General features: G+C 66.4%; 20 protein-coding genes. 15 read left to right on the top strand and 5 right to left on the bottom strand.

Annotated elements, in window-relative coordinates; translation table 11 throughout:
- Positions 1-253: 253 nt before the first annotated feature.
- From YH64_RS23430 to prpF, 4 genes are all read left to right on the top strand, one after another.
- The gene (locus YH64_RS23430) at positions 254-2,056 is read left to right on the top strand and encodes an NAD(P)/FAD-dependent oxidoreductase (RefSeq protein ID WP_046806642.1); all 1,803 of its coding nucleotides are present in this window, start codon (positions 254-256) and stop codon (positions 2,054-2,056) included.
- A 161-nt stretch (positions 2,057-2,217) separates the two neighbouring features.
- Entirely contained in the window at positions 2,218-2,928 is a 711-nt protein-coding gene (locus tag YH64_RS23425; RefSeq protein ID WP_046806643.1) for a GntR family transcriptional regulator, read from the top strand.
- The gene (gene acnD, locus YH64_RS23420; protein WP_046806644.1) at positions 2,928-5,546 is read left to right on the top strand and encodes a Fe/S-dependent 2-methylisocitrate dehydratase AcnD; all 2,619 of its coding nucleotides are present in this window, start codon (positions 2,928-2,930) and stop codon (positions 5,544-5,546) included. The genes YH64_RS23425 and acnD overlap by 1 nt, the downstream gene beginning before the upstream one ends.
- Positions 5,547-5,596: 50 nt before the next feature.
- The gene (prpF, locus tag YH64_RS23415) at positions 5,597-6,781 is read left to right on the top strand and encodes a 2-methylaconitate cis-trans isomerase PrpF (RefSeq protein ID WP_046806645.1); all 1,185 of its coding nucleotides are present in this window, start codon (positions 5,597-5,599) and stop codon (positions 6,779-6,781) included.
- 15 nt (positions 6,782-6,796) lie between these two features.
- On the opposite strand, the gene YH64_RS23410 is transcribed toward prpF, so the two are convergent.
- Positions 6,797-7,246, bottom strand: a complete 450-nt coding sequence (locus tag YH64_RS23410) for a PaaI family thioesterase (RefSeq protein ID WP_143215504.1) — start codon at positions 7,244-7,246, stop codon at positions 6,797-6,799.
- Between the two features lie 4 nt (positions 7,247-7,250).
- Complete coding sequence (locus tag YH64_RS23405) at positions 7,251-8,051, bottom strand: IclR family transcriptional regulator (RefSeq protein ID WP_046806647.1); 801 nt, start codon at positions 8,049-8,051, stop codon at positions 7,251-7,253.
- A 169-nt stretch (positions 8,052-8,220) separates the two neighbouring features.
- Here YH64_RS23405 and YH64_RS23400 point away from each other — a divergent pair, with 169 nt between their 5' ends.
- The 10 genes from YH64_RS23400 to YH64_RS23355 all read left to right on the top strand — a co-directional run bounded on the left by YH64_RS23400 (position 8,221) and on the right by YH64_RS23355 (position 19,705).
- Positions 8,221-9,867, top strand: a complete 1,647-nt coding sequence (locus YH64_RS23400; RefSeq protein WP_046806648.1) for an acyl-CoA synthetase — start codon at positions 8,221-8,223, stop codon at positions 9,865-9,867.
- A 19-nt stretch (positions 9,868-9,886) separates the two neighbouring features.
- Positions 9,887-11,068, top strand: a complete 1,182-nt coding sequence (locus tag YH64_RS23395) for a MaoC family dehydratase N-terminal domain-containing protein (protein WP_046806649.1) — start codon at positions 9,887-9,889, stop codon at positions 11,066-11,068.
- Positions 11,069-11,231: 163 nt separating this feature from the next.
- Positions 11,232-12,479, top strand: a complete 1,248-nt coding sequence (locus tag YH64_RS23390) for a CaiB/BaiF CoA-transferase family protein (RefSeq protein WP_046806695.1) — start codon at positions 11,232-11,234, stop codon at positions 12,477-12,479.
- Positions 12,480-12,586: 107 nt separating this feature from the next.
- On the top strand, positions 12,587-13,552 hold the full coding sequence (locus YH64_RS23385; protein ID WP_046806650.1) for a tripartite tricarboxylate transporter substrate binding protein: 966 nt from the start codon (positions 12,587-12,589) through the stop codon (positions 13,550-13,552).
- Between the two features lie 203 nt (positions 13,553-13,755).
- Positions 13,756-15,186 (top strand): gamma-aminobutyraldehyde dehydrogenase, encoded by a 1,431-nt coding sequence (locus YH64_RS23380; protein ID WP_046806651.1) that lies wholly within the window; start codon positions 13,756-13,758, stop codon positions 15,184-15,186.
- A 13-nt stretch (positions 15,187-15,199) separates the two neighbouring features.
- Entirely contained in the window at positions 15,200-15,994 is a 795-nt protein-coding gene (locus tag YH64_RS23375; protein ID WP_046806652.1) for a nuclear transport factor 2 family protein, read from the top strand.
- Between the two features lie 44 nt (positions 15,995-16,038).
- Positions 16,039-16,785, top strand: a complete 747-nt coding sequence (locus tag YH64_RS23370; protein WP_046806653.1) for a FadR/GntR family transcriptional regulator — start codon at positions 16,039-16,041, stop codon at positions 16,783-16,785.
- Positions 16,786-16,829: 44 nt separating this feature from the next.
- The gene (locus YH64_RS23365) at positions 16,830-17,612 is read left to right on the top strand and encodes a cache domain-containing protein (protein ID WP_046806654.1); all 783 of its coding nucleotides are present in this window, start codon (positions 16,830-16,832) and stop codon (positions 17,610-17,612) included.
- Positions 17,613-17,763: 151 nt separating this feature from the next.
- Positions 17,764-18,126 (top strand): DUF805 domain-containing protein, encoded by a 363-nt coding sequence (locus tag YH64_RS23360; RefSeq protein WP_046806655.1) that lies wholly within the window; start codon positions 17,764-17,766, stop codon positions 18,124-18,126.
- 169 nt (positions 18,127-18,295) lie between these two features.
- Positions 18,296-19,705, top strand: coding sequence for an FAD-binding oxidoreductase (locus tag YH64_RS23355; RefSeq protein ID WP_219992783.1), 1,410 nt, complete (start codon positions 18,296-18,298; stop codon positions 19,703-19,705).
- A gap of 23 nt (positions 19,706-19,728) precedes the next feature.
- Here YH64_RS23355 and YH64_RS23350 read toward each other — a convergent pair whose 3' ends face one another.
- On the bottom strand, positions 19,729-21,180 hold the full coding sequence (locus YH64_RS23350) for an MFS transporter (protein WP_046806657.1): 1,452 nt from the start codon (positions 21,178-21,180) through the stop codon (positions 19,729-19,731).
- A gap of 160 nt (positions 21,181-21,340) precedes the next feature.
- On the opposite strand from YH64_RS23350, the gene YH64_RS23345 reads away from it, so the two are divergent.
- Positions 21,341-22,243, top strand: coding sequence for a LysR family transcriptional regulator (locus YH64_RS23345; RefSeq protein ID WP_046806658.1), 903 nt, complete (start codon positions 21,341-21,343; stop codon positions 22,241-22,243).
- 5 nt (positions 22,244-22,248) lie between these two features.
- Here the strand turns inward: YH64_RS23345 and YH64_RS23340 are convergent, their stop codons facing one another.
- Together YH64_RS23340 and YH64_RS23335 are read right to left on the bottom strand one after the other, a co-directional pair.
- Positions 22,249-23,817: an argininosuccinate lyase gene (locus YH64_RS23340; RefSeq protein WP_143215503.1), complete on the bottom strand. Its 1,569-nt coding sequence runs from the start codon at positions 23,815-23,817 to the stop codon at positions 22,249-22,251.
- Positions 23,818-23,991: 174 nt separating this feature from the next.
- The gene (locus YH64_RS23335; protein ID WP_143215502.1) at positions 23,992-25,983 is read right to left on the bottom strand and encodes a phosphatase PAP2 family protein; all 1,992 of its coding nucleotides are present in this window, start codon (positions 25,981-25,983) and stop codon (positions 23,992-23,994) included.
- Positions 25,984-26,061: the final 78 nt, after the last annotated feature.

Raw genomic sequence — 26,061 nt, 5'->3', positions numbered from 1 at the left:
CCCTAGCCCGCTCGCCGGCGGCGTCAGATGTGTAAAAGAGACCGCCACACTGCCGCGCCACAGGTGTGGCGCCGCGCCACGCCGGATTGGTGCGCGCCCCCCTCCCCGCCACGGGGCCGGCTCGCTCGTCATAAGCTGGCACGACATTTGCATGAAGAAGCTCAGGCAGCCACCGGCCGGTACAGGCCGGGACCGCTCGCGGGCGTACGCGTCCGCCCCCCAACCACGCCCGCCATGGGCAAGGAGACAAGCTATGCAGACCGCCCCCGCCGACGCCGCTTTGGACGCCGTGCTTGCCCGTCTGAACACCGCGCTGGGAAACAAGGACATGGCCGCCATCGCCGACCTGTTCCAGGAAGAGTGCTATTGGCGCGACCTGGTGCTGTTCAGCTGGAACCTGCGCACGTTCGAAGGCCATGCGCAGATCCGCGACATGCTCACGCAACAACTGTCGCAAGTCGAACCGGTGCGCTTCACGCGCGACGATCGTGAAGCGACAAGCGACGACGACGACCTCTTGCAGGGCTGGCTGCACATCGATACGAACCTGGCGCGCGGCTACGGCCACATCCGCGTGAAGGACGGCAAGATCTGGACGCTGCTGACCACCATGTCCGAGCTCAAGGGCCACGAGGAACCCAGCGGCACGCGCCGCCCCCTGGGCGCCGAACACGGCAGCCGCCGCGAACGCCAGACCTGGCTGGAAAAGCGCGAGCAGGAAGCCGCGGAACTCGGCTACAAGACGCAGCCCTACGTGCTGATCATCGGCGGCGGGCAAGGCGGCATTGCGCTGGGCGCGCGGCTGCGTCAACTGAACGTGCCAACCATCATCATCGAAAAGAACGAGCGCGCGGGCGACAGCTGGAGAAAGCGGTACAAGTCGCTGTGCCTGCACGACCCGGTCTGGTACGACCACCTGCCCTACATCCCCTTTCCGGAAAACTGGCCCGTGTTCGCGCCCAAGGACAAGGTCGGCGACTGGCTGGAGATGTACACGAAGGTGATGGAGCTTAACTACTGGACGTCCAGCGTCTGCGAATCGGCGCGCTATGACGAGGCGAAGAAAGAATGGGAAGTCACCGTGCTGCGCGACGGCAAGCCGGTCGTGCTGCGGCCAAAGCAGCTGGTGCTGGCCACCGGCATGTCGGGCAAGCCGAACGTGCCGCGCTTTCCCGGGCAGGACGAGTTCCAGGGCGAACAGCAGCATTCTTCGCAACATCCCGGGCCGGACGCCTATCGCGGCAAGAATGTGGTGGTGATCGGCGCCAACAATTCGGCGCACGACATCTGCGCGGCGCTGTGGGAAGGCGGCGCCAACGTGACGATGGTGCAGCGCTCGTCCACGCACATCGTGCGGTCGGACACCTTGATGGACATCGGGCTGGGCGGGCTGTATTCCGAAAAAGCGCTGGCCAGCGGCATGACCACGCGCAAGGCCGACCTGACGTTTGCGTCCCTGCCCTACAAGATCATGGCGCAGTTCCAGATCCCGCTTTACAACCAGATGCGCGAACGCGATGCCGAGTTCTACAGCAAGCTGGAGAAGGCCGGCTTCATGCTGGACTGGGGTGACGACGGCTCGGGCCTCTTCATGAAATACCTGCGGCGCGGCTCCGGTTATTACATCGACGTGGGCGCTTGCGACCTGATCATCGACGGCAGCGTGAAGCTGCAATCCAATACCGACGTCAGCCACCTGGCGCGCGATGCCGTCGTGTTGAAGAACGGCGTGACCTTGCCCGCGGACCTGGTCGTGTATGCCACCGGCTACGGCTCCATGAACGGCTGGGCCGCCGACCTGATCAGCCCGGAAGTTGCCGACAAGGTAGGCAAGTGCTGGGGCCTGGGATCGGACACCACCAAGGACCCCGGCCCGTGGGAAGGCGAACAGCGCAACATGTGGAAGCCGACTCAGCAGGAAGGGCTGTGGTTCCATGGCGGCAACCTGCATCAGTCGCGGCACTATTCGCAGTATCTGTCGCTGCAATTGAAGGCGCGCCACGTGGGCTTGCCGGTGCGGGTGTACGGCGTGCAGGCGGTGCACCACAAGCGCTAGCCTGGCGCGATGTGCCTGTCGCAAGCGGCCCCCGGCCGCTTGCACCCCCTTTACCCCGGCTTGCGCCCCGCCCCACTGCGGGGTAAATTGTTGACAATTCAGCGTCCACACAACGCTTTATCCCGATATTCACCCCGCAATTCGGACATATTGTTGACACTATGAGCAAAGTGCTGACGCTGCCAGGCGCGGCGCCCGGGGACGGCGAGACGCTGTCGGGTCACATCTTCAAGAAGATCCAGGCGGCCATCGTCAAGGGCGAGATCGCCCCGGGCAGCAAGATTTCCGAACCCGAACTTGCGCGTATCCATGGCGTCAGCCGTGGGCCGCTGCGTGAAGCGCTGCATCGTCTGGAAGGCCAGAAGCTGCTGGTGCGCGTGCCGCATGCGGGCGCGCGGGTGGTCTCCTTGTCGCAGCAGGAATTGTCCGAGCTTTATGAGATTCGCGAATCGCTGGAAGGCACCGCATGCCGGCTGGCCGCCGAGCGCATGCCGCCGTCTGAAATCGCCGAGCTGCGCGAGGTACTGCACGCCCACGAACGCGATGCCGCTTTTCAAGCCGGCGTGGGTTACTACCAGCAGGAAGGCGATTACGATTTCCACTACCGCATCGTCAAGGGCAGCGGCAACCAGATGCTGTTTCGCATGCTGTGCGACGAGCTCTACCAACTGGCGCGCATGTACCGCATCCAGTATTCGACCACGCCCAACCGCCCCCGGCAGGCCTATGCCGAACACCACCGCATTCTTGACGCCATCGCAGACCGCGACGGCGAGCTGGCTGAAATCCTGATGCGCCGCCATATCCGCGCGTCACGTATCAACATCGAACAACAGATCGCGCAAAGCACGCTGACGCGCACGGAGGCATGATGAACCACTCGTACCGCAAGACCCTGCCCGGCACCCGCCTGGATTATTTCGATGCGCGCGCCGCCGTTGAAGCCATTGCGCCCGGCGCCTACGCTGGCCTGCCGTACACGTCGCGCGTGCTGGCCGAAAACCTGGTGCGCCGCTGTGACCCGGCGATGTTGACGGATGCGCTCAAGCAACTGATCGAGCGTCGCCGCGACTTGGACTTTCCGTGGTTTCCCGCGCGTGTGGTGTGCCATGACATCCTGGGCCAGACCGCGCTGGTGGACCTGGCGGGCCTGCGCGACGCCATCGCTGAAAAAGGCGGCGACCCGGCCAAGGTCAACCCGGTGGTGCCGGTGCAGTTGATCGTGGACCACTCGCTGGCGGTAGAATTCGACGGCACCGACCCCGACGCCTTTGCCCGCAACCGCGCGGTGGAAGACCGCCGCAACGAAGACCGCTTCCATTTCATCGACTGGACCAAGCAGGCCTTTCGCAACATCGAAGTGGTGCCGCCGGGCAACGGCATCATGCACCAGATCAACCTGGAACGGATGTCGCCCGTGATCTACACACAGGACGGCGTGGCGTTCCCGGACACGCTGGTGGGCACCGACAGCCACACGCCGCACGTGGACGCGTTGGGCGTGATCGCCATCGGCGTGGGCGGGCTGGAAGCCGAAAACGTGATGCTGGGCCGCGCCTCGTGGATGCGCCTGCCGGACATCATCGGCGTGGAACTTACCGGCCGCGCGCAGCCGGGCATTACCGCTACCGACGTGGTGCTGACGCTGACCGAGTTCCTGCGCAAAGAAAAAGTGGTGGGCGCATATCTGGAGTTCTTCGGCGAAGGCGCCGCCAGCCTGACCTTGGGCGACCGCGCCACCATCTCGAACATGGCTCCTGAATACGGCGCCACCGCCGCCATGTTCTCGATCGATCAGCAGACCATCGACTACCTGCGCCTGACCGGCCGCGAAGACGAACAGATTGCGCTGGTGGAAACCTACGCCAAGACGGCGGGCCTGTGGTCCGACAGCCTGGCGACCGCCGAATACGAACGCGTGCTGCGCTTTGACCTGTCGACGGTCGTGCGCACGCTGGCCGGCCCGTCCAATCCGCACCGCCGCCTGCCCGTCTCGGACTTGGCCGAACGTGGTATTTCCGGCGTGGTCGAAAACGCACCGGGCTTGATGCCCGACGGCGCGGTCATCATTGCCGCCATCACCAGCTGCACCAACACCAGCAACCCGCGCAACGTGATTGCCGCCGGCCTGTTGGCACGCAATGCGCGCCGCGCCGGCCTTGCCCGCAAGCCGTGGGTGAAGAGCTCGCTGGCGCCCGGCTCCAAGGCGGTACAGCTGTACCTGGAGGAAGCCGGGCTGTTGCCGGATCTGGAAGCGCTGGGCTTCGGCGTCGTCGCCTTCGCCTGTACCACGTGCAACGGCATGTCGGGCGCGTTGGATCCGGTCATCCAGCAAGAAATCATCGACCGCGATCTGTATTCCACGGCCGTGCTGTCCGGCAACCGCAACTTCGACGGCCGCATCCATCCGTACGCCAAGCAAGCGTTCCTGGCGTCGCCTCCGCTGGTGGTGGCCTACGCGATTGCCGGCACCATCCGCTTTGATATCGAACGCGATGTGCTGGGCGTGGATGGCAACGGCAAGGAGATTCGCCTGAAAGACATCTGGCCCAGCGACGAAGAGATCGACGCCATGGTCAAGACGGCGGTCAAGCCCGAGCAGTTCCGCAAGGTGTACGCGCCGATGTTCGGCATTCAGGAAGACCGTAAAGCGGGCGTCAGCCCCTTGTACGATTGGCGCCCGCAAAGTACCTACATTCGCCGTCCGCCGTACTGGGAAGGCGCGCTGGCTGGCGAGCGCACGCTGCGCGGCATGCTGCCGCTGGCGGTGCTGGGCGACAACATCACCACCGACCACCTGTCGCCGTCCAACGCCATCCTGATGGACAGCGCGGCCGGCGAATACCTGCACAAGATGGGCCTGCCCGAAGAGGACTTCAACTCTTACGCCACCCATCGCGGCGACCACCTGACCGCGCAGCGCGCCACCTTCGCCAATCCCAAGCTCTTTAACGAGATGGTGACCAACGAAGACGGCACGGTGAAGCAGGGATCGCTGGCGCGCGTAGAGCCCGAAGGCCGCGAGATGCGCATGTGGGAAGCCATCGAAACGTACATGCATCGCAAGCAGCCGCTGATCATCGTGGCGGGTGCCGATTACGGCCAGGGCTCGTCGCGCGACTGGGCGGCAAAGGGCGTGCGGCTGGCGGGTGTGGAAGCCATCGTGGCCGAAGGCTTTGAACGCATCCACCGCACCAACCTGATCGGCATGGGCGTCTTGCCGCTGGAATTCAAGCCGGGCGTGAACCGCAAGACCTTGGCGCTGGACGGCACCGAAAGCTATGACGTGATCGGCGAACGCCAGCCGCGCGCGGACCTGACGCTGGTGATCCATCGCCGCGATGGCCAGACCGTGCAGGTGCCGGTGACGTGCCGTCTGGACACGGCGGAAGAAGTGTCCATCTACGAAGCCGGCGGCGTGCTGCAACGCTTTGCGCAGGACTTCCTGGAAGCCGAATCCGTTGCGGGCGACACCAAGAAGGCCGGCTAAACCGGGCTGCGCACCGCCGCCCTGACCCTCACAGACACCAGGACATCCCCATGGCTCATGCTCCTCAGACCAAAGTTACCGCCACCTACATGCGCGGTGGCACCAGCAAAGGCGTGTTCTTCAAGCTTGACGACCTGCCCGAATCCGCGCGCGTGCCCGGCCCGGCGCGCGACGCGTTGCTGCTACGCGTGATCGGCAGCCCCGACCCCTACGGCAAGCAGATCGACGGCATGGGTGCGGCCACCTCCAGCACCAGCAAGACCGTCATCGTCGGCAAAAGCACGCAGCCGGATCACGACGTGGACTACCTGTTCGGCCAGGTCTCCATTGACCAGCCGTTCGTGGACTGGAGCGGCAACTGCGGCAACCTGTCGGCGGCCGTCGGCCCCTTCGCCATCACCAACGGCCTGGTCGACCCGGCGCGCGTGCCGGACAACGGCGTGGCGGTTGTCCGCATCTGGCAGGCCAACATCAAGAAAACCATCATCGCTCACGTGCCCATGACGGACGGCGCGGTGCAGGAGACCGGCGACTTCGAACTGGACGGCGTGACCTTTCCCGCCGCCGAACTGCGCCTGGAATTCATGGACCCGGCCGAAGACGGCGACGGCGGCTCGATGTTCCCCACGGGCAATCTGGTGGACGACCTGGAGGTGCCGGGCGTGGGCACGTTCAAGGCCACGATGATCAATTCCGGCATCCCGACCATCTTCCTGGAAGCGGCTGCGCTGGGCTACACCGGCACGGAATTGCAAGACGACATCAACAGCGACGCCGCCGCGCTGGCCCGCTTCGAGACCATTCGCGCGCATGGGGCGCTGCGCATGGGCCTGATCGAAAAACTGGAAGAGGCCGCCAGCCGCCAGCACACGCCGAAGGTCGCTTTCGTGGCGCCGCCCAAGGCCTACGTGTCATCCAGCGGCAAGCAGATTGGCGCGAGCGATATCGACGTGCTGGTGCGCGCGCTGTCCATGGGCAAGCTGCACCACGCGATGATGGGCACGGCATCCGTCGCCATCGCCACCGCCGCGGCGGTCCCCGGCACGCTGGTCAACCTGGCCGCCGGCGGCACCGAACGCGACAACGTCAACTTCGGCCACCCCTCCGGCACGCTGCGCGTAGGCGCACAAGCGCAGTTGGTTGACGGCGAATGGAAGGTCACCAAGGCCATCATGAGTCGCAGCGCGCGCGTGCTGATGGAAGGCCGCGTGCACGTGCCGCGAATCGGGTTCTAAGGCGGGGCGGCGCAATCAGGCAGGCGCGGGCTTCGCGCCTGGGCCTGGGTCCAGCACTTTCAACACCGCCGCCCCCGTCGCCAGCACCTGCCCGGCGACGCTTAATTCCCCCCGCATGAACACCAGGCTGGACGTGGCGCGCAGAACGTCTCCGCGCACCTCCAGGAACTGGCCCACGCGTGCCGCCGCCAGGAAGTGCGTGTCCAGTTGCACCGTGACGCACGCGCGGCGGTCCAGGGCTTGCCAGGCGATGGCGCTTAAGCCGTGGTCCAGCAGCGCGGTCAACAAGCCGCCGTGTACGACGCCTGCCGGGTTCAGGTGGTTCTCGGTGGCCAAGAGTCCGTAGGCCCACGCCTGCCCTTCCTTGCGCACCCACAAGGGGCCGATCAGTCCGGCGAAGCCGGGTAGTGATTTGCGGTGCCAGCCATCGGCGGCAAGGGATTCGGGATTGGCGGGGTGCGACATGGCGTCAGCTCCGTGTGGACAGCAGTTGCGACAGCGTGTGCGCTTCCGCTTGCAATTCCTTGGCCAGCGCGTGAGCGCGGGCGTCGTCCAGTTGTTCGGCCAGGCCCGCGGCCACCAGGGAATGCGTCATGCGCTTGTGGCTGTCGAGCACGGGCACGGCGATGACGACGACGCCGTTGATGTAGTGGTTGCGATCCAGGCTGTAGCCCTCGCGCCGCACCGCGTCGATGTCGGCTTTCCACTCCGCATAGGCGGGCGCCTGATCCCAGCGCAACGCCTTGAATCGGCGTTCCAGTTCTTTGTCCGAGAGGTCTGAAAACGCGGCCACCAAACGGCCCGTTGCGCTGATCAGCGCGGGGAAGCGGCTGCCCACGTCCACGTGCAGACGGAAGGGCGCGGTCGAGCGCGACAGCGCCAGCACCACCATGTGTTCGCTGCCCGCCACTTCGACGCCGATGGCCGTGACGTTCGCGCTGCTGGACAGCTTGTCCAGCACCGGCTGCACCAACGCCGGGAAGGGGCTGCTTTCGATCACGCTGCGCGCCAGGGTCAACATGCCCACGCCCAGGCTGTAGCGCTTGGTGCCGGTGTCGACCTTCACCAAGCCTTCTTCCACCAGCACTCGAAGTATGTGCAGGCAGGTGCTGGTGACCATGCCCAGCTCCTGCGAGATGGCCTTCAAGGTCATGGCCTCGCCGCCACGGCCCAGCAATCGCAAGATGGCGATTGACCGCGTTACCGCCGGCACGGGGCGCACGCGCGGCCCCGCCACGGCGGTGGATTCCTGGGAACTGGCTTCACTCATCGGGCTCTCCGGTTTTTATTGCGGCAAGCATACCTTGCGCGGGACAAAACGCGTCCCCTAAATGCCGTCGATAATTGTATATATACAATTGATAAACGTCATTGACAATTTAAAAGCCGGCGCGCATAGTCGCTTCAACGGCTTGCCAGACCCACACAGGTACGACGACATGACGATGCTGACGCAGACCACCTCATACGCCGACGCGCACGCGCTTTGCACTTCCGAGAAGCTTTGGGAGTTGTTCGATGGCAACCGCGACCGCATGAACATTGCGCACGAATGCATCGACCGGCACGCGCACAAGGACCAGCCCGCGATCATCCTGGTGCGTGCAACCGGCGCTGATGAAACCTTCAGCTTCCAACAGATCGCCCAGGCGTCCTCGCGCTTTGCGCACTACCTGGCCGATCAGGGCATTGGCGCCGGCGACCGCGTGGCCGTCATGCTGGAACCGTCGCTGGCGTTCTATGTGGCCATGTTCGGCGCCATGAAGCGCGGCGCGATCGCGGTGCCGCTGTTCACCCTGTTTGGGCCGGACGGCATCCGGCTGCGCGTGCAGGATTGCCAGCCGCGCATGCTGGTCACCAACGCCGACAAGGCGCCGATGGTGCCGGCCGCCGACGACATGCGCGTGGTGATTGCGGACGACGCATTCCTGGCATCGCTGGACCGCTTCCCCGCGCAATACGACTGCAACACGCACGCCGATGACCTGGCCATTTTCCAGTACACATCGGGCACCACCCGCGAACTGCCCGACGCCGTGCGCCACACGCATCGCGCGCTGGTCACGTTGATGCTGGCCGCGCTGTACGGCACCGGCGTGCGCCCCGGCGACCGCTACATGTGCCCGTCATCGCCGGCGTGGGGGCATGGCCTATGGCACGGCACGCTCGCGCCCCTGGCGATGGGCGTGACCATCGGCGCCTATGCCGGCAAGTTCAACGCCGAACGCCTGCTGCAAGCCTTGCAGGACCACGCGTTCAACAACATCTCGGCGGCCGCCACGCATTACCGGATGATGCGCAACTCTGGCGCGGCGGGCCAATATCGCTACCAGATAGACAAGGTGTCTTTTACCGGCGAACCCATCGACAGCGAGACCTCTGCCTTTGTCCTGGCAACCTTTAGACGCCCGGTGTGCAGCATGTACGGCACGACGGAAATCGGCGTGTGCCTGGTGAACTACCCAGGCGCGCCAGACTTCACCGTCAAGGCGGGATCGCTAGGCAAGCCCGTGCCCGGCCTGCGCGTCCAGGTGCAGGATGCCAACGGCGCGCCCTGCCCGCCCGGCGTGACGGGCGAACTGAAACTGTGGCGACGCGACGCCTGGGTAGCCACCAAGGACTTGGGCCGCGTCGACGAAGACGGCTATTTCTGGCATGGCGGCCGCGCCGACGACGTCATCATTTCCGCCGGGTGGACGATGAGCGCCGTTGAAATCGAAGACGCCATCCTGAAACACCGCGACGTCACCGAAGCCGCCGCCATCGGCGTGCCCGACGCGCTGCGCGGCCAGGTCGTCAAGGCGTTCGTGGTGTCGGCCCGACCGGGTGACGACGTCTTCGTGGAAGAAATCCAGAACACCGTGCGCAGCCAATTGGCGCAACACGAATATCCGCGTCAGGTGGTGTTTGTGCCTGAGCTGCCCAAGACCCCGGCCGGGAAAATTCATCGCCGCAAACTGCGCGAACAGGAACTTGCAGCGCCCTCCGCGAACATCAACGCCGCCACATCCCCTGACACCCCCACCGACGCCTCCACCAACACCCCCACCAGCAAAACACCCGCCGCGCCCGCCGCGCACGTATGACCCATCCCCAGGAGACATCATGCTGACCGAAACCAAACCGCAAGTGCAGCCCCAAGCCCAGGCCCCCACGAAGACCGAACGCAGCTTCCCGAAGATCACCGAGCGCGGCCTGGACGAACTGCGCGCGCGGATCGGCGTGAAGATCGGCGCCACCGCCGAACCGTGGTGCTACGAAGCCACGCGCGACAACATCCGCCACTACGCGCATGGCATCGGCGATGACAACCCGTTGTGGTCGGACCCCGACTACGCCGCCAAGACGCAGCATGGCGGCATCATCGCCTTGCCCAGCTTTTTGTTTTCCACCAGCCGCATCGTGTCGGGCTACGTGGGTGGCCTGCCCGGCGTGCACGCCATGTGGTCAGGGGCCGACTGGACCTGGCACAAGACCGTCAAGCGCAACGACGTGATCTCGACCGAAGCACACCTTAAAGACCTGGTTGAACACCAGACGCGCTTTGCCGGCCGCGCCGTGCAACAGATCTATCACGTGGATTTTTTCAACCAGGACGGCGACAAGGTGGCCGAGGCCGACAGCTGGTGCTTTCGCACCGAACGCGACCACGCCCGCGAACAAGGCAGCAAGTACAAGGAAGTGCGTGCTCGCGAACCGCGCCGCTACAGCCCTGAAGAAATCAAGGAAGCCTACAAGCTGTACGCGCAGGAAGAAGTGCGCGGCGCCACGCCCCGTTACTGGGAAGACGTGAAGGAAGGCGAAGAACTGCCCGTGATGTTCAAGGGCCCCATGACGGTGACCGGCTTCATTGCCTACGCGCAAGGCTGGGGCGGCCTGTACATCCGCGCCAACAAGCTGGCCTGGCAACTGATTGACGCGCATCCGGGCGTGGGCATCACCAACCGCTTCGGCATTCCCGACGTGCCGGAACGCGTGCACTGGGAAGAAGAATTCGCGCTGGAAGTGGGCGCGCCGGGCGCCTACGACTACGGTCCCGAACGCAATTCGTGGTTGACGCATCACCTGACGAACTGGATGGGCGATGACGGCTTCCTGCGCAAGTCCACGTGCAAGATTCGCCGCCACAACCCCGAAGGCGACATGCTGTTCTTCAAGGGCCGCGTCAAGCGCAAGTACGTGGAAGACGGCCGGCACCTGGTGGAAATCGAACAGGAAGCGCGCAACCAGGACGATGAGTTGTCCGTGCTGGGCTCGGGCGTGGTTGAATTGCCCACCCGTGCGTAAGCCGTATCGCGCACATGGCCCTCATGACTGCATGATGCATGGGCGGCGCGGGCGCAGCGCGCGCCCCGCTGCCTGATTTCCGACGGCTGACCGGCCGCCGCTGCTTGCCATGATCGCGCGCGGGTTTGCCGCCCGCGCGTCCGACATGACCAAACCGAGGTCAATGATGTCTGGTTCATCGGAGCATGCTGCACACGCCCCCCCCGCCCGCGCCGCTGGCGCGCTGGAAGGCATTCGGGTCATCGATCTATCCAGGGTGCTGGCCGGGCCGCTCTGCACGCAGATGTTGTCCGACCAGGGCGCTAGCGTCATCAAGGTCGAGCCGCCAGGCGGGGACGAAACCCGAGCGCTAGGCCCGCCCGTCAACGCGGACGGCGACGCGGCCTACTTCACCGCCGTCAACCGGGGCAAGCGCGCCATTGGCCTGGACTTGTCCTTGCCCGGCGGTCGCGACGTCCTGCTGCGCCTGCTGCAAGAGGCCGATGTGCTGGTCGAGAATTTCTTGCCCGGCACCATGGCCAAGTGGGGCCTGGATTACGAAACAGATTTGAAGCCGCGCTTTCCCCAGCTGATCTATTGCGCCATTTCAGGCTTTGGCGAAGACGGCCCGCTGGGCGGCATGCCCGGCTACGACGCCATCCTGCAAGCCATGTGCGGCTTGATGAGCGTGAACGGTGACGCGGCCGGCGGCCCGACGCGCATCGGCATCCCCATCGTCGACCACCTGACCGGCTACACCGCGCAGTCGGGCATCTTGCTGGCGCTGTACCACCGCGCACGCACGGGCCAGGGCCAGCGCGTGGACGTGACCTTGTTCGACACCGCGTTAAGCCTGCTGGTGCCGCACGCGGCCAACTGGATGCACACGGGCCAGACGCCCGCGTTGATGGGCAGCGCGCATCCGAATATCGCGCCATACGACCGGTTTGCATGCCGCGACGGCGAGATTTTTTTGGGTGTGGTCAACGACCGCCAGTTCCGCAAATTCTGCGATTACGCCGGGTTGGGCGCCTTGCTGGAAGACGCGCGCTTTGCCACCAACCGCCAGCGGCTGGAACACCGCGACGCCTTGCGCGCCGCCATCGAGCAAGCGCTGGCCCACCGCACGCGTGCCGATCTCTGCCACGACCTGATGCGGCTGGGCGTGCCGGCCGGCCCCATCAACAGCGTGCCCGAAGCGTTTGAACAGGCGCACGCGGTGCATCGCGGCATGCGCGTGTCGCGCGACGGCTATCAAGGCATTGGTCCGGCCACGCGCTTGTCCGAAGCGCCCACGCGCATCGGCCGCCCCCCGCCCGGCTTTGGGCAACACACTGATGAAGTCTTGCGGCAGGCGGGGTATGACGACACGCACATCGCCGGGTTGCGCGCAGACGGCGTCTTGCCGCTCGGGCCCGCGCGCAAGCGATAGCAGGCAGCAACAGCAACGACGGCAGCAGCAGCAGCAGCAGCACCGCGGCAACGGCAGCAGCCGCGTCCGCGGCATCACGACCCTATAAAAAAATCCAGGAGACCACCATGAAACCCTTACGCATGATCGCCGCGCTGGCGGCATCCGTTCTGTTCACACAGCCGGTGTCGGCCGCGGACAGCTATCCCTCAAAGCCGGTGCGCATCATCGTGCCCTACCAGGCGGGACAGGGCACCGACGTGGCCGCCCGGTATCTAGGCGAGTATCTGGCACGCAGCATGGGCCAGCCGTTCATTGTCGAAAACCGGCCGGGCGCGGGCGGCAACATCGGCGCGTCCGAAGCGGCTCGCGCCGCCCCCGACGGCTACACCTTGCTGATGGGGACCAACGGCACGCACGTGCTGAATCAGTACATCTATGCGTCCACCAATTTCGACCCCGCGAAAGACTTCGCGCCCATCATGCTGGTCAGCTCGTTTCCGATGGTGTTGCTGACCGCGCCCGGCTCGCCCTACAACAGCTTGTCCGACCTGCAAGACGCCGCGAAGTCCAAGGCCGACAGCGTCAATGTCGGCATGCCCAGCACCACGGCGCGGCTGGTGTTCGAATTGCTCAAGCAACAAGGCGTGGCCAGCATCCGGGGCATTCCGTACAAGGGTTCGGCAACCGCCACCACGGACCTGATGGGCGGCCAGGTGCAGTTGGGTATCGACACCGTCAGCGCCGCGCGCTCGTTCATTACCAGCGGCAAGCTGCGCGCGTTGGCCGTCACGTCGCTGAAGGAATCCGCGTTGTTGCCGGGCGTAAAGCCGGTGTCGGCGCAGGGCCTGCCCGACTTCCAGGTGATTGCGTGGAACGGCTTGTACGCCCCCAAGGGCACGCCGCCCGCCGTGGTGCAGAAGTTGAACGCGGAACTTGCCAAGGCGTTGGCGCAGCCCGAGGTGCGCCAACGCCTGCTGGAACTTGGCCACGAGCCCGGCGGCGGCACGCCCGCTGAACTGGAAGCCTTTGCGCGTAGCGAACGGCTGAAGTGGCAACCGCTGATCATCCAGGCCGGACTGAAAGCGGAATAGCCTCTCACCGCATTTGCTTTGCACCCAACGCCCGGGCCTCGCTCCCGGGCGTTTTGCATGGGGCTCGCATCCAGGGTTAACCCCAGCAGAATAAATACCTATAACCTCAGAGAATATAACTATCGCTAGCCCACCCGTCAGCCAATGCGCTGGCCCACCCGCTAGAAAAACCCAAACCAGAACAACCCTCCGGGAGACAAAACATGGCGCTGCCCACCCTCAAGCATTTCATCAACGGCCAGTACGCCGAATCCACGGGCTCTGAATACTTCGACCTGATCAGCCCGGTCACCGCCCAGCCTATCGCACGCTCTCCCAACGCCAACGCCGCCGACGTCGATGCCGCCTACGCCGCCGCCAGCGCGGCCTTCAAGATCTGGGGCCGCAGCACGCCGTCCGCGCGCCAGCAGGCGTTATTGAAATTGGCCGACGCCGTCCAGGCCAACAGCGACCGCCTGGTCGAGGCCCAAAGCCGCAACACCGGCCAGCTCAAGCACTTGATCGCCTCTGAAGAAGTCGCTGTCTGCGTCGATCAGATCCGTTTCTTTGCCGGCGCCGCGCGCTTTCTGGAGGGCAAGGCCACGGGCGAATACATGGAAGGTTTGACGTCCAGCATCCGCCGCGAACCGCTGGGCGTGGTGGGCCAGGTCACCCCCTGGAACTATCCCCTGATGATGGCCGTCTGGAAGATCGCGCCGGCACTGGCAGCAGGTAACACGGTAGTGCTCAAGCCCAGCGACACCACGCCCGAAAGCACCTTGCTGCTGGCCGAACTGGCCGCGCCGTTCTTCCCCGCCGGCGCGTTCAACGTGGTGCTGGGCAATGCCGCCACGGGCGCCAAGGTGGTGTCGCACAAGACCCCCGCGCTGGTGTCCATCACCGGTTCGGTGCGAGCCGGCCTGCAAGTGGCCGCGTCCGCCGCCGCCAACCTGACCCGCGCACATCTGGAGCTGGGCGGCAAGGCGCCGGTCGTCGTCTTTGAAGACACCGACCTGGACCGCGCCGCGCAACACATCGCACTGACGGGCTTCTTCAATGCGGGGCAGGATTGCACCGCCGCCACCCGCGTCATCGTGGCTGAATCCGTGCACGACGCGTTCGTCACCAAGCTGGTGGCCGCGGCTATCGACACCCGCTTTGGCGACCCCGACGATCAGGACGCGCTGTACGGTCCGCTGAACAATGCCGCGCAGCTGGAACGCGTGCAGGGCTTCATCACCCGCCTGCCTGCCCACGCCCGCATTGAAACCGGCGGCCGCCAGGCCGCGCGCGCCGGGTACTACTTCGAACCCACCGTCATCACCGGCCTGCAACAGCAGGACGAAGCCATCCAGACCGAAGTCTTCGGCCCCGTCATTACGGTGCAGAAGTTTGCTGGCGAAGAACAGGCCATCGCCATGGCCAACGACGTGGAATACGGCCTGGCCGCCAGCGTCTGGACACGCGATCACGGCCGTGCGCAGCGCCTGTCGCGCGAGCTGGACTTCGGCACGGTATGGATCAACACGCACATTCCGCTGACCGCCGAAGCCCCGCACGGCGGCTTCAAGCGGTCGGGCTATGGCAAGGACTTGTCCGCCTATGGCTTCGAGGAATACACGCGCGTCAAGCACGTGATGAGCGCGCACGACTGACCGGGGAAACATCATGAGCACCCAACACACGCCCACCACCCAAGCCGATGCGCTGCGCGAACGCGTTGCCCGCGCGCACCATGAATTGTTCACGCTGCGCGACACCGGCGCGCTGGAACGCTATTTCTCGCCGCGCTTCATCGAGCATTCCCCCTTGGTCAAAAACGGGCTGGACGGCCTGTTCATGCTGGTCCAGGAACATCCCGACCTGAAGCACGAGGCCCATCGCGTGCTGGTGGACGGCGACCTGGTCGCCATCCACGGCCGCTACACCGGCCTGGGCGAACAGCCGCTGGTCGGCTTTGACATCTATCGCGTGGCCGACAACCGCATCGTCGAACATTGGGACGGCCTGGTGCCCGAAGCGCCGCCCAACGCCAGTGGCCGCACCCAGCTGGACGGCCCGACGCAACCGCGCGCCGACCAGGACGTCGATGAAAACCGAGCGCTGGTGCTGGGCTTTTTCACGCGCGCCCTGATCGAAGGCGACTATCAAGCGTTCATCGACAACTGCAACGGCGAAGCCTTCCACCAGCACAGCCCGGACATTGCCGACGGCACGGCAGCCGTCATCGGCTTTCTGAACCAGCTGCGCGAATCCGGCCAGGGCCTGCAATACAGCCGCATCCATCGCTGCGTGGCCGAAGGCGACTTCGTGCTGACGCATTCCGAGGGCAGCATCGCCGACCAGCGCCACGCCTACTTTGAACTGTGGCGCGTGCAAGACGGCAAGGTCGTCGAACTCTGGGATGCCATCGCACCCGTGCCCGACGACAGCCAGGCGCTGCATCGCCACGGCATCTTCTAGCGCCGTGGCATGATGCACGTTTTCCATTCGCGCCGGAGCCCCCCATGACCGCCCACGCCATCGTCTACGCACCGATCGGCCAAGGCACGCGCTCGGAGCAGGTCGTCGAACGCCTCAGCAATGCGATCGTCGCCGGCCTGCTGCATCCCGACGAGCAGCTGCCCAACGAGAACGAGTTGTCGCGCCTGATGGGGGTGTCGCCCGTAACCGTGCGCGAGGCCCTGAACACCTTGCGCGCGCGCCAGCTGATCGACACCCGGCGCGGGCGCAATGGGGGCAGCTTCGTGTGCCCCGTGCCGGCGCAGATGATGCACGACCGCCATCCGCTGCGCCTGGCCACGCCGGGCGATCTGGCCGACCTGGGCGAGCTGCATTGCGCCGTGATCGGCCACAGCGCCAAGCTGGCCGCGCAGCGTTCAACGGCTGACGATCACCGGCGCCTGGCGCAAGAGATCGACCAGTTCGAAGCGGCTAAGGCGGCGCAGGCGCGCGCGCAGTCGGACATGCGTTGCCTGCTGCTGCTGGCCACGCACGCGCAGTCGGCGCGGCTGGCCAACCAAGAGCTTGAAATCCAGGCGGAATGGGCGCCGCTGGTTGCCGCGCTGTATCCGCACGGGTCAGTGCACGCCGAGATGGTGGCGGCATATCGCCGGCTGCAAGCGGCGCTGCAAGCGGGCGACGATCTTGCCGGCAGCGCGCTTGCCCTGGACATGATCAGCACGCAGACGGACCACCTGCTTGAACACAAACTGCGGTTGGACGCCACGGCGCCGCCGCCACAACAGACCTAGGGCCGCTGAACGCCGGCGGCAACCTTGGCTACAGGAGACGGCAGATGAACGAAGACGCGCATATCGACCGGGCCCACGGCATTCTGGACTGCGTCGTGAACGACGCCCGGAACACCGCCGCCGCGCTGGCCGAGGCCGCCGCGCAGATTCTGTCGGGCCAGACCCCGACGCCCGGTAGCGGCCTGCGGCTGTCGGCGGACCATCGCCGCGCGCTGCAAACCCACATCCAGGTGGCGCTGCAACTGAACCCCTGGTGCAACGGCGCGGGCTTCGCCAGCTTTGAAGCGCATGCCGACACCGATGACGGTTACTGGACGCTGGAATGGTGGCAGCAAGAGGGGCGCTCCCTGCAACACGTGCCCCTGGAACGCAATCAGGAAACCCGGCGGCGGCTGGATTTTCGCGCGTTCGCCTGGTTCGACCAGCCCGCGCGCCGCCATCTTCCCGTTATCGAAGGCCCCTACGTGGACTACATCTGCAACGGCGCCTACACCATCACCGCCGCGCACCCCGTGCTGGTCCGCCAGGCGTTCGCCGGCGTGGCCGCCGTGGATGTTCTGGTCTCTACGCTGGACCGCATGCTGCTGCCCGCGTTGCGGCGCATCGGCAAGCCCGCGTTGGTGCTGAACGCGGATTCGCGCGTGGTCATGTCCACCGCCCACCGCATTCGCACCGGCAGCCTGTGGCAGCCGCAACACGGTGACCGCCTTATCGGCGCCCCCGGCGCGCTACGCCTGGCGGTGCTGCCCGCCCCGCCATCACACGCGGCGGGCGGCCACGCCGGCCAGCCCAGCCTGCCCGGACTGGCGCACAGCCCCGGCAGCTGAGGGGTCCGACGCGCCGGCACGACGCCCGCCCGCGCCCACGCCCCTTCCCTTAATTCTTTGCAATCCCTTGGCGCCCCCGCGCGCCGATGACGCCGCCCGCGCTCACGCCCGGCGCGGATGGCGCACATCTTTACAAACCAGGAGCCCCCCCATGAAGTGGTATCTGCAAGCCCTCAAACACTACGCCGTCTTCCAAGGCCGCGCACGGCGTCGCGAATATTGGTACTTCGTGCTGTTCCAGCTGATGGCCGTGTTGGCGATCTCGGCGGTGGAACGCGCGCTGGCCATCGCCAACCCTGAAATCCTGTTTGGCTGGTACACGGCGGGCTTTCTGCTGCTGACGCTGCTGCCCGCGCTGGCCGTCACCATCCGCCGCCTGCACGACACGGGCCGCAGCGGCTGGTGGGGCTTGCTGCATGCCGTGCCCGTCATCGGCACGCTGCTGTTGCAGCCCTTCATGCTGCCCGCCGGCGCCCCCGGCCGCAACCGCTTCGGCCCGGCCCCCACGGCCTGAGCCCTTTTCCGATTCCAGGAACATCGACATGACATTGAATCGACGCGAATTCATCCTCAAGACAGCGGCGGCCACAACGACGGCCACCGCCGTCGGCGCACTGGGCTTGTGGCCCGCGACCTCGCACGCCTTGACCACCGCCTACGCCAGTGTGCCACCCCGCGACACCATGCTGCCGCCCGCCCAATTGCTGCACGATGCACAGCCGATACCCACCCGGCTGGGCATTGATCCGCGCATCTGGAACTGGCGGCGCGACGCCAAACCCACCGACCCCATGCCCGCCAACTACTACGAAGCCTCGCTGTCCGAGTGGCCCGCCTTCGGCCCGCTGCCGGGCGATGTGGACTGCGAAGTGGTCGTCATCGGAGGCGGCCTGCTGGGCGCGTCCACCGCCTTGCACCTGGCCGAAGCCGGCGTCGATGTGGTGCTGATCGAAAAAGACCATATCGGTTCGGGCGCATCGGGCCGTAACGGCGGCCAGATGACGCCGGGCCTGGCGCGCTGGGAAGCGGGCACGATGCTGGACAACCTGCCGTTGGACGACGCGCGGCGGCTGTGGCGCTTTGCCTCGGTCGAAGCCATGGAAACGGTGGACGGCCTGCGCGAGCGCTACGGCTTCGATTGCGACCGCAAGCGCGGCCACGTCACGGCGGCGGTGCATGCGGGCCATATGGGCGCGCTGGTTGAAAATGCCGACGCGCGTCGGCGGCTGGGCGACGACGCCGTCAAGATCATCGGCAGGCACGAACTGAAAGAACAGTACGTGAAGTCCGACATCTATTTCGGCGCGGCCATCGACAGCGGCGGCGGCCAGGTGCAGCCCTTGGCGCTGCTGCGAGGTCTGATCCACGCCTTCGTCAAACTGGGCGGCCGCGTCTACGACAACACCGCCGCGCAAGCCATCGACGAATCGCCGGGCAATACGCGCGTGACCACGGCGCAAGGCGCCATCAAGGCACGCCGCGCCGTGGTGCTGGCCGTGCACAGCGCCACCTTCCAGTTCATGCCGGGTAGCTCAACCACCGTGCCGTTCTTCACCTACGTGGCCGTTACCCCGCCGCTGGGCGATACGCTGAACGCGCTGATCCCGTCCGGCCTGCCCATCTACGACACGCAGCTGCAAATCGACTACTACCGGCCGGTGCGCAACAACCGCCTGCTGTTCGGAGGCCAGGGCACCGGTAACTCGTGGTCGCCGCGCGACGTCAACAACTACCTGCTGGATCGCATCAAGACCGTGTTCCCGCAATTGGAAAACCCGGCGCTGGAATATTCCTGGAGCGGCATCAGCGACCTGACGCTGAACGGCGCGACCGACAGCCGCAAGAGCGCGGGCGATGTGCCCGTGTACATGGTGCACGGCTGGAGCGGCCACGGCGTGGCGCAAACGGTGCGCATCGGCCGCGCCATCAGCGATGACGTCACCGGCCGCAACACCGACTACGCCATGCTGACGCGCTTTGACCATGCGGGCATCCCGCTGGGACGCCACTTGTCGCCCGTGGCCATCCCGCTGATCAAGGGTGCGCTGGGAGTGATGGGCATCCTGAACCCGGCCGACATGGTGTCGTTCTAGCCGCGCGTCCTGATGCCTGCCGATCAGGCTCCGGTCAGGGCGGGAGACCGCGCGCGGTCGGGGCCCTTGATGGCTACGGCTACCGCCACCCACAGCAGCACCACGGCCAGCGCATAGGTCCACCGCATGCCCGCCGCCAACGCGGCGGGCGACGCGAACCGCAGGTCGACACTGCCGGCGCCCCACGCAAACACGGCGCCCATCAACGACCCGCCCGTAATGAACCCCAGGTTGCGCGACAAGTTCAAGACGCCCGACACCGCCCCGCGCTGATCCGCCTGCGCGCTGCCCATGACGGCGCTGCTGTTGGCGGCCTGAAACAGCGCATAGCCGCTGGTGATCACGGCCAGCGGCGCCACGTACCCTGCAATGCCAAAGGCGGCCGGCACCCACGGCAGCACCGCCGCGCCGGCGGTCATCGCCACCAAACCGGCCAGCATCACGCGTTGCGCGCCAAACCGATCCACCGCCCGCCCGGCCGGCACCCCCACCAGCGCCGCGACGACAGGGCCGCACGACATCACCAGGCCTACCCCCGCGGTGTCCAGGCCCAACGCGCCGCCCAGGTAGAACGGCCCCACGACCAGCGTCGTCATCATCACGGTAGACACCAACCCATTCGTCGCCACGCCCGCGCTTAACGCGGGTTGGCGAAACAGCGACAGTTGGACAAGCGGGGACACGGCCCGGGCTTGACGCCACACGAACGCCCCGCCGGCCACGGCCGCCGCAGCAAGCAGCGCGGCATTGGCGGCCCCGAAGCCGCCGCCGGCGGTCATCGCCAATGCGTAGGCGGCGATGCCGCACGCCAACAGCGCCGAGCCGGGCACATCGAAGCGTGCTCTTGAAGGCACGGCTTGCAGCGAGTGCATCGGGCCGCCTTGCACGCCGTCTCTGGGCAAATGAACCCACGCCAGCCCGAATGCCAACACGCCCAGCGGCACGTTGATCAGAAAAATCCAAGGCCAGCCAAACGCCCCGATCAACAGCCCGCCCAACGTCGGCCCCAAGGCGGTACCGATGGCCGACATCGTCCCCATCAGCCCCATGACGCTACCCGTCTTCTCTTTGGCCACGGACGCGCTGGCGAACGCCATGGTCAGCGCCATCATGATCGCCGCACCCAGGCCCTGCACCGCGCGCGCCGCAATCAATCCACCCAAGCCGAGCGACGCGCCGCAGGCCAGCGACCCCACGGTGAACAGCCCGATTCCCGCCAACATCAACCGCCGCCGTCCCAGCAGATCTCCCAGCCGCCCCACGCTGACAATCAGCGTGGTGATGGCCAGCAGGTAGGCCAGCACAATCCACTGCACGTCCTGAAAGCGCGCATCCAACGCCACTGACAGCGTCGGCAAGGCCACGTTGGCAATGCTGGCGCCCAGCGCGGGCAGCAACATACATAAGGACAGGCACGCCAACAGCCGGGGGGCAGGTCGGGGCGGCACGGGGACTGCGGGAGGAGTGGTGGGCATGATCGGGCCTGCAAGAAAGGCGGGACGCCAACACGGCGCCCTTTCGCACATCCTAGGCGTGCGCCACACCAAGCGGAAGACGCAGCAGATGCACTGAATACCTGCACGGGACGCCATGCCAAAACCCCCGCAGCACCCGGCGGCATGCTACGTTTGCCGCATGGCCCATCCCGATCTGAATCTGCTTATCACGCTGGACGTGCTGCTGGACGAAGGCAGCGTGGCGCGCGCGGCGCGGCGCCTGCGCCTGAGCCCGTCCGCCATGAGCCGCGCCCTGGCGCGGCTACGCGACACCACCGGCGACCCGCTGCTGGTGCGTGCCGGACGCGGGCTGGTGCCCACGCCGCGCGCCCTGGAACTGCGCGGCCGGGTTCATGGGCTGGTGCAGGAGGTGGAAGCGGTGCTGCGTCCCGCCGCGCAGCCTGACCTGGCGCGGCTGACGCGCACTTTCACGCTGCGCGCAAGCGACGGTTTCGTCGAGAATTTCGGGGCGCGCCTGCTCGCGCGTACCGCCCATGAAGCCCCCGGCGTGCGGCTGCGCTTTGTACAGAAAACCGACAAGGACAGCGCCCCACTGCGCGAAGGCAACGTCGACCTGGAAACCGGCGTGGTCGGCGACGCGGCCAGCCCCGAACTGCGCACACGCGCCTTGTTTCAAGATCGATTCGTTGGCGTAGTGCGCAAGGGCCATCCGCTGGCAGCCAGCAAGATCACACTGGCCCGCTATGCCAAGGCGCGCCACATTCAGATATCCCGGCGCAACCGGGACAGCGGGCCGGTGGACGCCGCATTGGCCACCGCAGGGCGGGAACGCAGCATCGCCACCAGCGCGAGCGGCTTTTCGGCCGCGCTGGCGCTGGCGCGCGGGTCAGACCTGATCGCAACGGTACCCGAGCGGCACACGGGCAGCCTGCGCGGCGGCATGCACACTTTCGCGCTGCCCTTCACGATGCCACCCTTCACCGTGTCCATGCTGTGGCATCCGCGCATGGACGCGGACGCCGCTCACCGCTGGCTGCGGAGCTGCCTGCTGGACGCCGTCCAGCACGACACCGCGGGATAGCGCGCCTACTTGCCCGCGCTGGCCGCCAGCGCGTCAAACGCCTTGTCCAAGCTGGCTAACGACTGGTTGATGTGATCGCGGCGGTCCTTGATCCATTTTCCTTGCGCCGCCAGCTGTTCGCGCGCGGCCTTCACCATGCGTTCCATTTCCGCCGGCTGCGGGCCGCCAATGGTCGCGCGGTTTTTCACAATGGCCACGGGGTCCAGCGTGGCGCGGAACTCGGCTTCGCTCATGGGCAGCTCGTTGCCGTATTTGGAATCCTTCATCGCGTCGGCGTAAATGCGGCGCGCCTGGTCATACGGAAAGTCCAAGGGCTTGATGTTGTTGGCCTTGGCGTAGCTGACCACTTCGGACGCAAAGTGATGGCCGTCGCGGAACGGCAGCTTGTACTTGCGCATCAGCACATCGGCCAATTCCTGCGACGCCGTCCAGTCGCTGTTCAACTCTTCCAGCGCGCGGTCGGGGCTGATGACCATGGCGCGCAGCACGCGGTCCCAGCGCTTCAGCGCCGAAATGCCGCTATCGACCATCGCTGAATTCTGCTTCACGTCTTTCGGGTCGCTCATGCCGGGCGTGATGTTGTGCGTCTGGATCACGGGGCCCATCGCCAGCGTGATGGCGGTGGACGCATCGCTGCGCGTGTCGTTCAGCAACCCGGGGTTGCGCTTTTGCGGCATGGCGCTGGACACGTAGGTGTTGCCGCCGCCCTCTTCCAGCAGGATCCAAGGCCGCGACTGCGCGTACTGCGTCATGACGTCTTCAACAAAATTACCGGTACGCAGCGCGATGCTGGTCACAATCGACGCCACTTCCACCGGCTGGTCCATCGACGAAATCTGCGAGGCGTCGTACGCGTTGTCCACCAGCGCTTCAAAGCCCAGGTATTGCGCCATGCGCTTGCGGTCCAGCGGCCAGCTGGTGCCGTTCAGCACCGTGGTGCCCATCGGCGACCGGTCGATGCGGGCATAGGCCTCGCGTATGCGCTGCGCATCGCGCGCCAGCCCGGCCGCCTGGCCAAGCAGGTAGTGCCCATAGCTGTTGGGCTGCGCGGCCACGCCATTGGTGTAGTTCGGCACGACGGTGCCGGCATGCTTGGCCGCCAGCTCCACCAGCGTGGTCGATGTCTTGTTCAACTGGTCCGCCAGGTCCAGCAGCTTGTCACGCAGGATGGCGCTGCGGTAGGTGGCGTGCATGTCCTGGCTGGAGCGGCCGGCGTGCAGCAAGGTGATGTCTTCGCCGGCCGCCTTGATCAGCAGCGGTTCGAACGTGATGACGGTAGCGGGACGCTTGGCGCCCGGCTGGTTGCCGTCGTGGATGACCTTGGCCACGCCTGCCGCCAGGCGCGGCGCCATGGCCTTGTCCAACAAGCCTTCATCGGTGTTGATGACGGTGGTGGCCTTGTTGATCTCTCCCAACCAGAAGAAGGGGTCGCGCGGCGTCGGGGCGGCGGCGGCAGGGGCGGACGCCGTGGCAGGCGCGGCGCCACCGGCGGCCGGGGCTGCTTGCGCCAGCGCGGCCTGCGCGCACACTGAAAGGACCAGGGCGGCGCCCAGGGTGGGAAGACTCTGTCTCATGGCGTTCTCGTTATGGGGTGGGCCGGTCAGTTTATGGAAAACCCCGGCGCTGGAAAACCCGCGATTTCACGGATAGGCGCGGCGGCCCCAAAAAAAATGCCCCTGCCATGGATCAGGCAGGGGCATGGCAGGCGCAGGCGCAGGCGGCATCATTGCGCCGCCCGCGCCGCTCCATCAGACGGCAGGGTCCAGACGCACCTGCACGCTGTCGGCGTTATAGATCGCCGTGGCCTTGAAGCCCTTGACGGTCACGCCGTCGAACGTGCCGTGTACCTTGCCCGCGCGCAGCACCGTCAGCGTCGTACCCGCCTGCGGCGTGTAGCCCGGGCGGAAGTCGACGTTCAATTGCCCGGCCAAGGCCGCATCGGCCGTCACCGCGATCTGGCCGGCGTCAGCGTCGCCGATCCAGGTTTGCAGCGTGCCCGCCGACGTCTGCGTGTAGGGGCCTTGCACCTGCACGGCCTCGGTGGCGTTGATGGCCAGCGCGCCGCCCCCTACGTAGACCGCGCCTTGGCCCAAGGCCTGGGCGGCGTCGGCGCGCAAAACGCCCCCCGCCACCTGCGTGCCGCCCGTGTAGGTGTTGGCGCCCGCCAGCCCCAACGTTCCGGTGCCGCTCTTGGTGAGCTTGCCCGCGCCGCCGATATCGTTGCGCCACACGTCCAGCGCATGGAAGCCGCCTCGGCTGGCCGTCATGGTGACGTCCACGTCGCCGTTGAACGCGCCGTAGCCGTCGCCGGCCGCAAACAGGTTCAGCCGGCCGAAGCCCTCGGCGTCGTCAATGACGGGATAGCCCGACGGCAAGGCCGTGGTCTTGAGCACCACGCGGCGTTGCTCGGCGCTCAGGTAAGGCAAGCGCGTCTCCAGCATGACTTCCGCGCCCTTGGGCACGACGGCCGGCTTGCCGGTGTCGCCAATCTGCGTAAAGCTGAATGTCAGGCGACGACGGTACTCGGCCTTGTTGGCCGCATGATCCGCGAAGCGGTCCTGGCTGACGTCCTGAGAGTGGGCGAACGCCAGGAACTGCTCGGGCGTGCTGGCGCCCACCGCGGCCATCAGCGTCTGGTGCGCCTGCGCATAAGCGACCGACCGCGTGCCTTCGCTGGCGGCATAGATGTTGCCCAGCGCGGACGCCTGGCCCAACACGCGCCCGCTGATCACATCCAGCGGCGAATGCATGCCGGCAATGATGCGGCTTTCGCCCAGCTCCAGGCCGCGCGCCAGCAGTTCGTGGAAGCGTTCCGGCACCAGGTAGGCCATGCCGATTGCATTGCGCACGGACTCGGCGGTATGGCCGCTGGGGTAGCCGCCGTCGGTGGGCGCGGACGTGCTCTTGGCCGGTTCCAGCGCCGGCACGACCTGCACGTTGGCGCTCCAGCGCCACGGGCGCGCGTACTTGTAGAAGCGCTTGCTGGGTTCGGTGGACGCATTGCCGCCCATGCTGTTCACAAAGTCGATGACATCGCCGAAGGCCGGGTTGGCCGCGCCGCCCACCCCCGTGTTGTTGCCGGTGTCGTCGTACTTGACGGTGGTGGCATCGGGCGCCACGTCGTTGATGCTGGTGGTCTGCTGCGCCGCCGTGCGCCATGCCGCCGTCAGCGGCCCCAGGCCATCCGTCACGCTGTAGTTCTTGCCACGACGATCGTCCAGGTAGGCCGCCTTGGCCTGCTCGGGCGTGCGCTTGGCGGTGGTGCGCACCACAAAGTCGATGTTCTCGTCGTGCACGGCTTTGTTCTTCACGCGGCCATCGGTGGCGTCGCCCGGTATGCCCGTCCAGTCCGACGCGATGATGCCCGGGAAGCCGTCGGCGCCGGCGGCGGTGACGCCCGCGTCCACCAGGCGCGTGCGCGGTTCCCAGATGTCCAGGAAGCCGCTCAGCACGCGCACCCCGGCATTGGATTCCAACGTGGCGTAACGCGGATCGCCGCGCTGGTTCGTGGCGGCAAAATCCACGAACGCGGGCGCATCCGGAACGGGTGCGGTATCGACGCGACCCAGGCCGGCAGGCGGTGCCGGCACCACGTAGGCAACGTCGTCATTCTGTTGCGGGGCGTCGGTGTCGTTATCGTCGTCGCCGCCGCAGGCGGACAGGGCCAGGATAACGGCCAGGGACGTGGCGCGCAGGGCATAGGCGGGAAGCCCCCTGCGCAAGGGTCGTGCTTGAATCATGAGCGTTCAGCCAACGGTTTGCAGAACGCCGCATGGTAGGTAGCTATTGTTTACGCGCGATGACAGGCGGCGCGGCGC

Origin of the sequence: Achromobacter sp. LC458 (genome assembly GCF_001005835.2) — a bacterium.
GTDB classification, from domain to species: Bacteria; Pseudomonadota; Gammaproteobacteria; order Burkholderiales; family Burkholderiaceae_B; genus Achromobacter; species Achromobacter spanius_B.
This window is presented reverse-complemented; position numbering and strand designations above follow the sequence as displayed.

Excerpts from the sequence above, each read along its gene's own strand:
- YH64_RS23425 (WP_046806643.1), top strand. The coding sequence starts at position 2,218 with ATGAGCAAAGTGCTGACGCTGCCAGGCGCGGCGCCCGGGGACGGCGAG.
- YH64_RS23395 (WP_046806649.1), top strand. The coding sequence starts at position 9,887 with ATGCTGACCGAAACCAAACCGCAAGTGCAGCCCCAAGCCCAGGCCCCC.
- YH64_RS23385 (WP_046806650.1), top strand. The coding sequence starts at position 12,587 with ATGAAACCCTTACGCATGATCGCCGCGCTGGCGGCATCCGTTCTGTTC.
- YH64_RS23410 (WP_143215504.1), bottom strand. The coding sequence starts at position 7,246 with ATGTCGCACCCCGCCAATCCCGAATCCCTTGCCGCCGATGGCTGGCAC.
- YH64_RS23360 (WP_046806655.1), top strand. The coding sequence starts at position 17,764 with ATGAAGTGGTATCTGCAAGCCCTCAAACACTACGCCGTCTTCCAAGGC.
- YH64_RS23335 (WP_143215502.1), bottom strand. The coding sequence starts at position 25,983 with ATGATTCAAGCACGACCCTTGCGCAGGGGGCTTCCCGCCTATGCCCTG.
- YH64_RS23430 (WP_046806642.1), top strand. The coding sequence starts at position 254 with ATGCAGACCGCCCCCGCCGACGCCGCTTTGGACGCCGTGCTTGCCCGT.
- YH64_RS23390 (WP_046806695.1), top strand. The coding sequence starts at position 11,232 with ATGATGTCTGGTTCATCGGAGCATGCTGCACACGCCCCCCCCGCCCGC.
- prpF (WP_046806645.1), top strand. The coding sequence starts at position 5,597 with ATGGCTCATGCTCCTCAGACCAAAGTTACCGCCACCTACATGCGCGGT.
- YH64_RS23405 (WP_046806647.1), bottom strand. The coding sequence starts at position 8,051 with ATGAGTGAAGCCAGTTCCCAGGAATCCACCGCCGTGGCGGGGCCGCGC.
- YH64_RS23340 (WP_143215503.1), bottom strand. The coding sequence starts at position 23,817 with ATGAGACAGAGTCTTCCCACCCTGGGCGCCGCCCTGGTCCTTTCAGTG.
- YH64_RS23400 (WP_046806648.1), top strand. The coding sequence starts at position 8,221 with ATGACGATGCTGACGCAGACCACCTCATACGCCGACGCGCACGCGCTT.
- YH64_RS23355 (WP_219992783.1), top strand. The coding sequence starts at position 18,296 with ATGCTGCCGCCCGCCCAATTGCTGCACGATGCACAGCCGATACCCACC.
- YH64_RS23345 (WP_046806658.1), top strand. The coding sequence starts at position 21,341 with ATGGCCCATCCCGATCTGAATCTGCTTATCACGCTGGACGTGCTGCTG.
- YH64_RS23365 (WP_046806654.1), top strand. The coding sequence starts at position 16,830 with ATGAACGAAGACGCGCATATCGACCGGGCCCACGGCATTCTGGACTGC.
- YH64_RS23375 (WP_046806652.1), top strand. The coding sequence starts at position 15,200 with ATGAGCACCCAACACACGCCCACCACCCAAGCCGATGCGCTGCGCGAA.
- YH64_RS23370 (WP_046806653.1), top strand. The coding sequence starts at position 16,039 with ATGACCGCCCACGCCATCGTCTACGCACCGATCGGCCAAGGCACGCGC.
- YH64_RS23380 (WP_046806651.1), top strand. The coding sequence starts at position 13,756 with ATGGCGCTGCCCACCCTCAAGCATTTCATCAACGGCCAGTACGCCGAA.
- acnD (WP_046806644.1), top strand. The coding sequence starts at position 2,928 with ATGAACCACTCGTACCGCAAGACCCTGCCCGGCACCCGCCTGGATTAT.
- YH64_RS23350 (WP_046806657.1), bottom strand. The coding sequence starts at position 21,180 with ATGCCCACCACTCCTCCCGCAGTCCCCGTGCCGCCCCGACCTGCCCCC.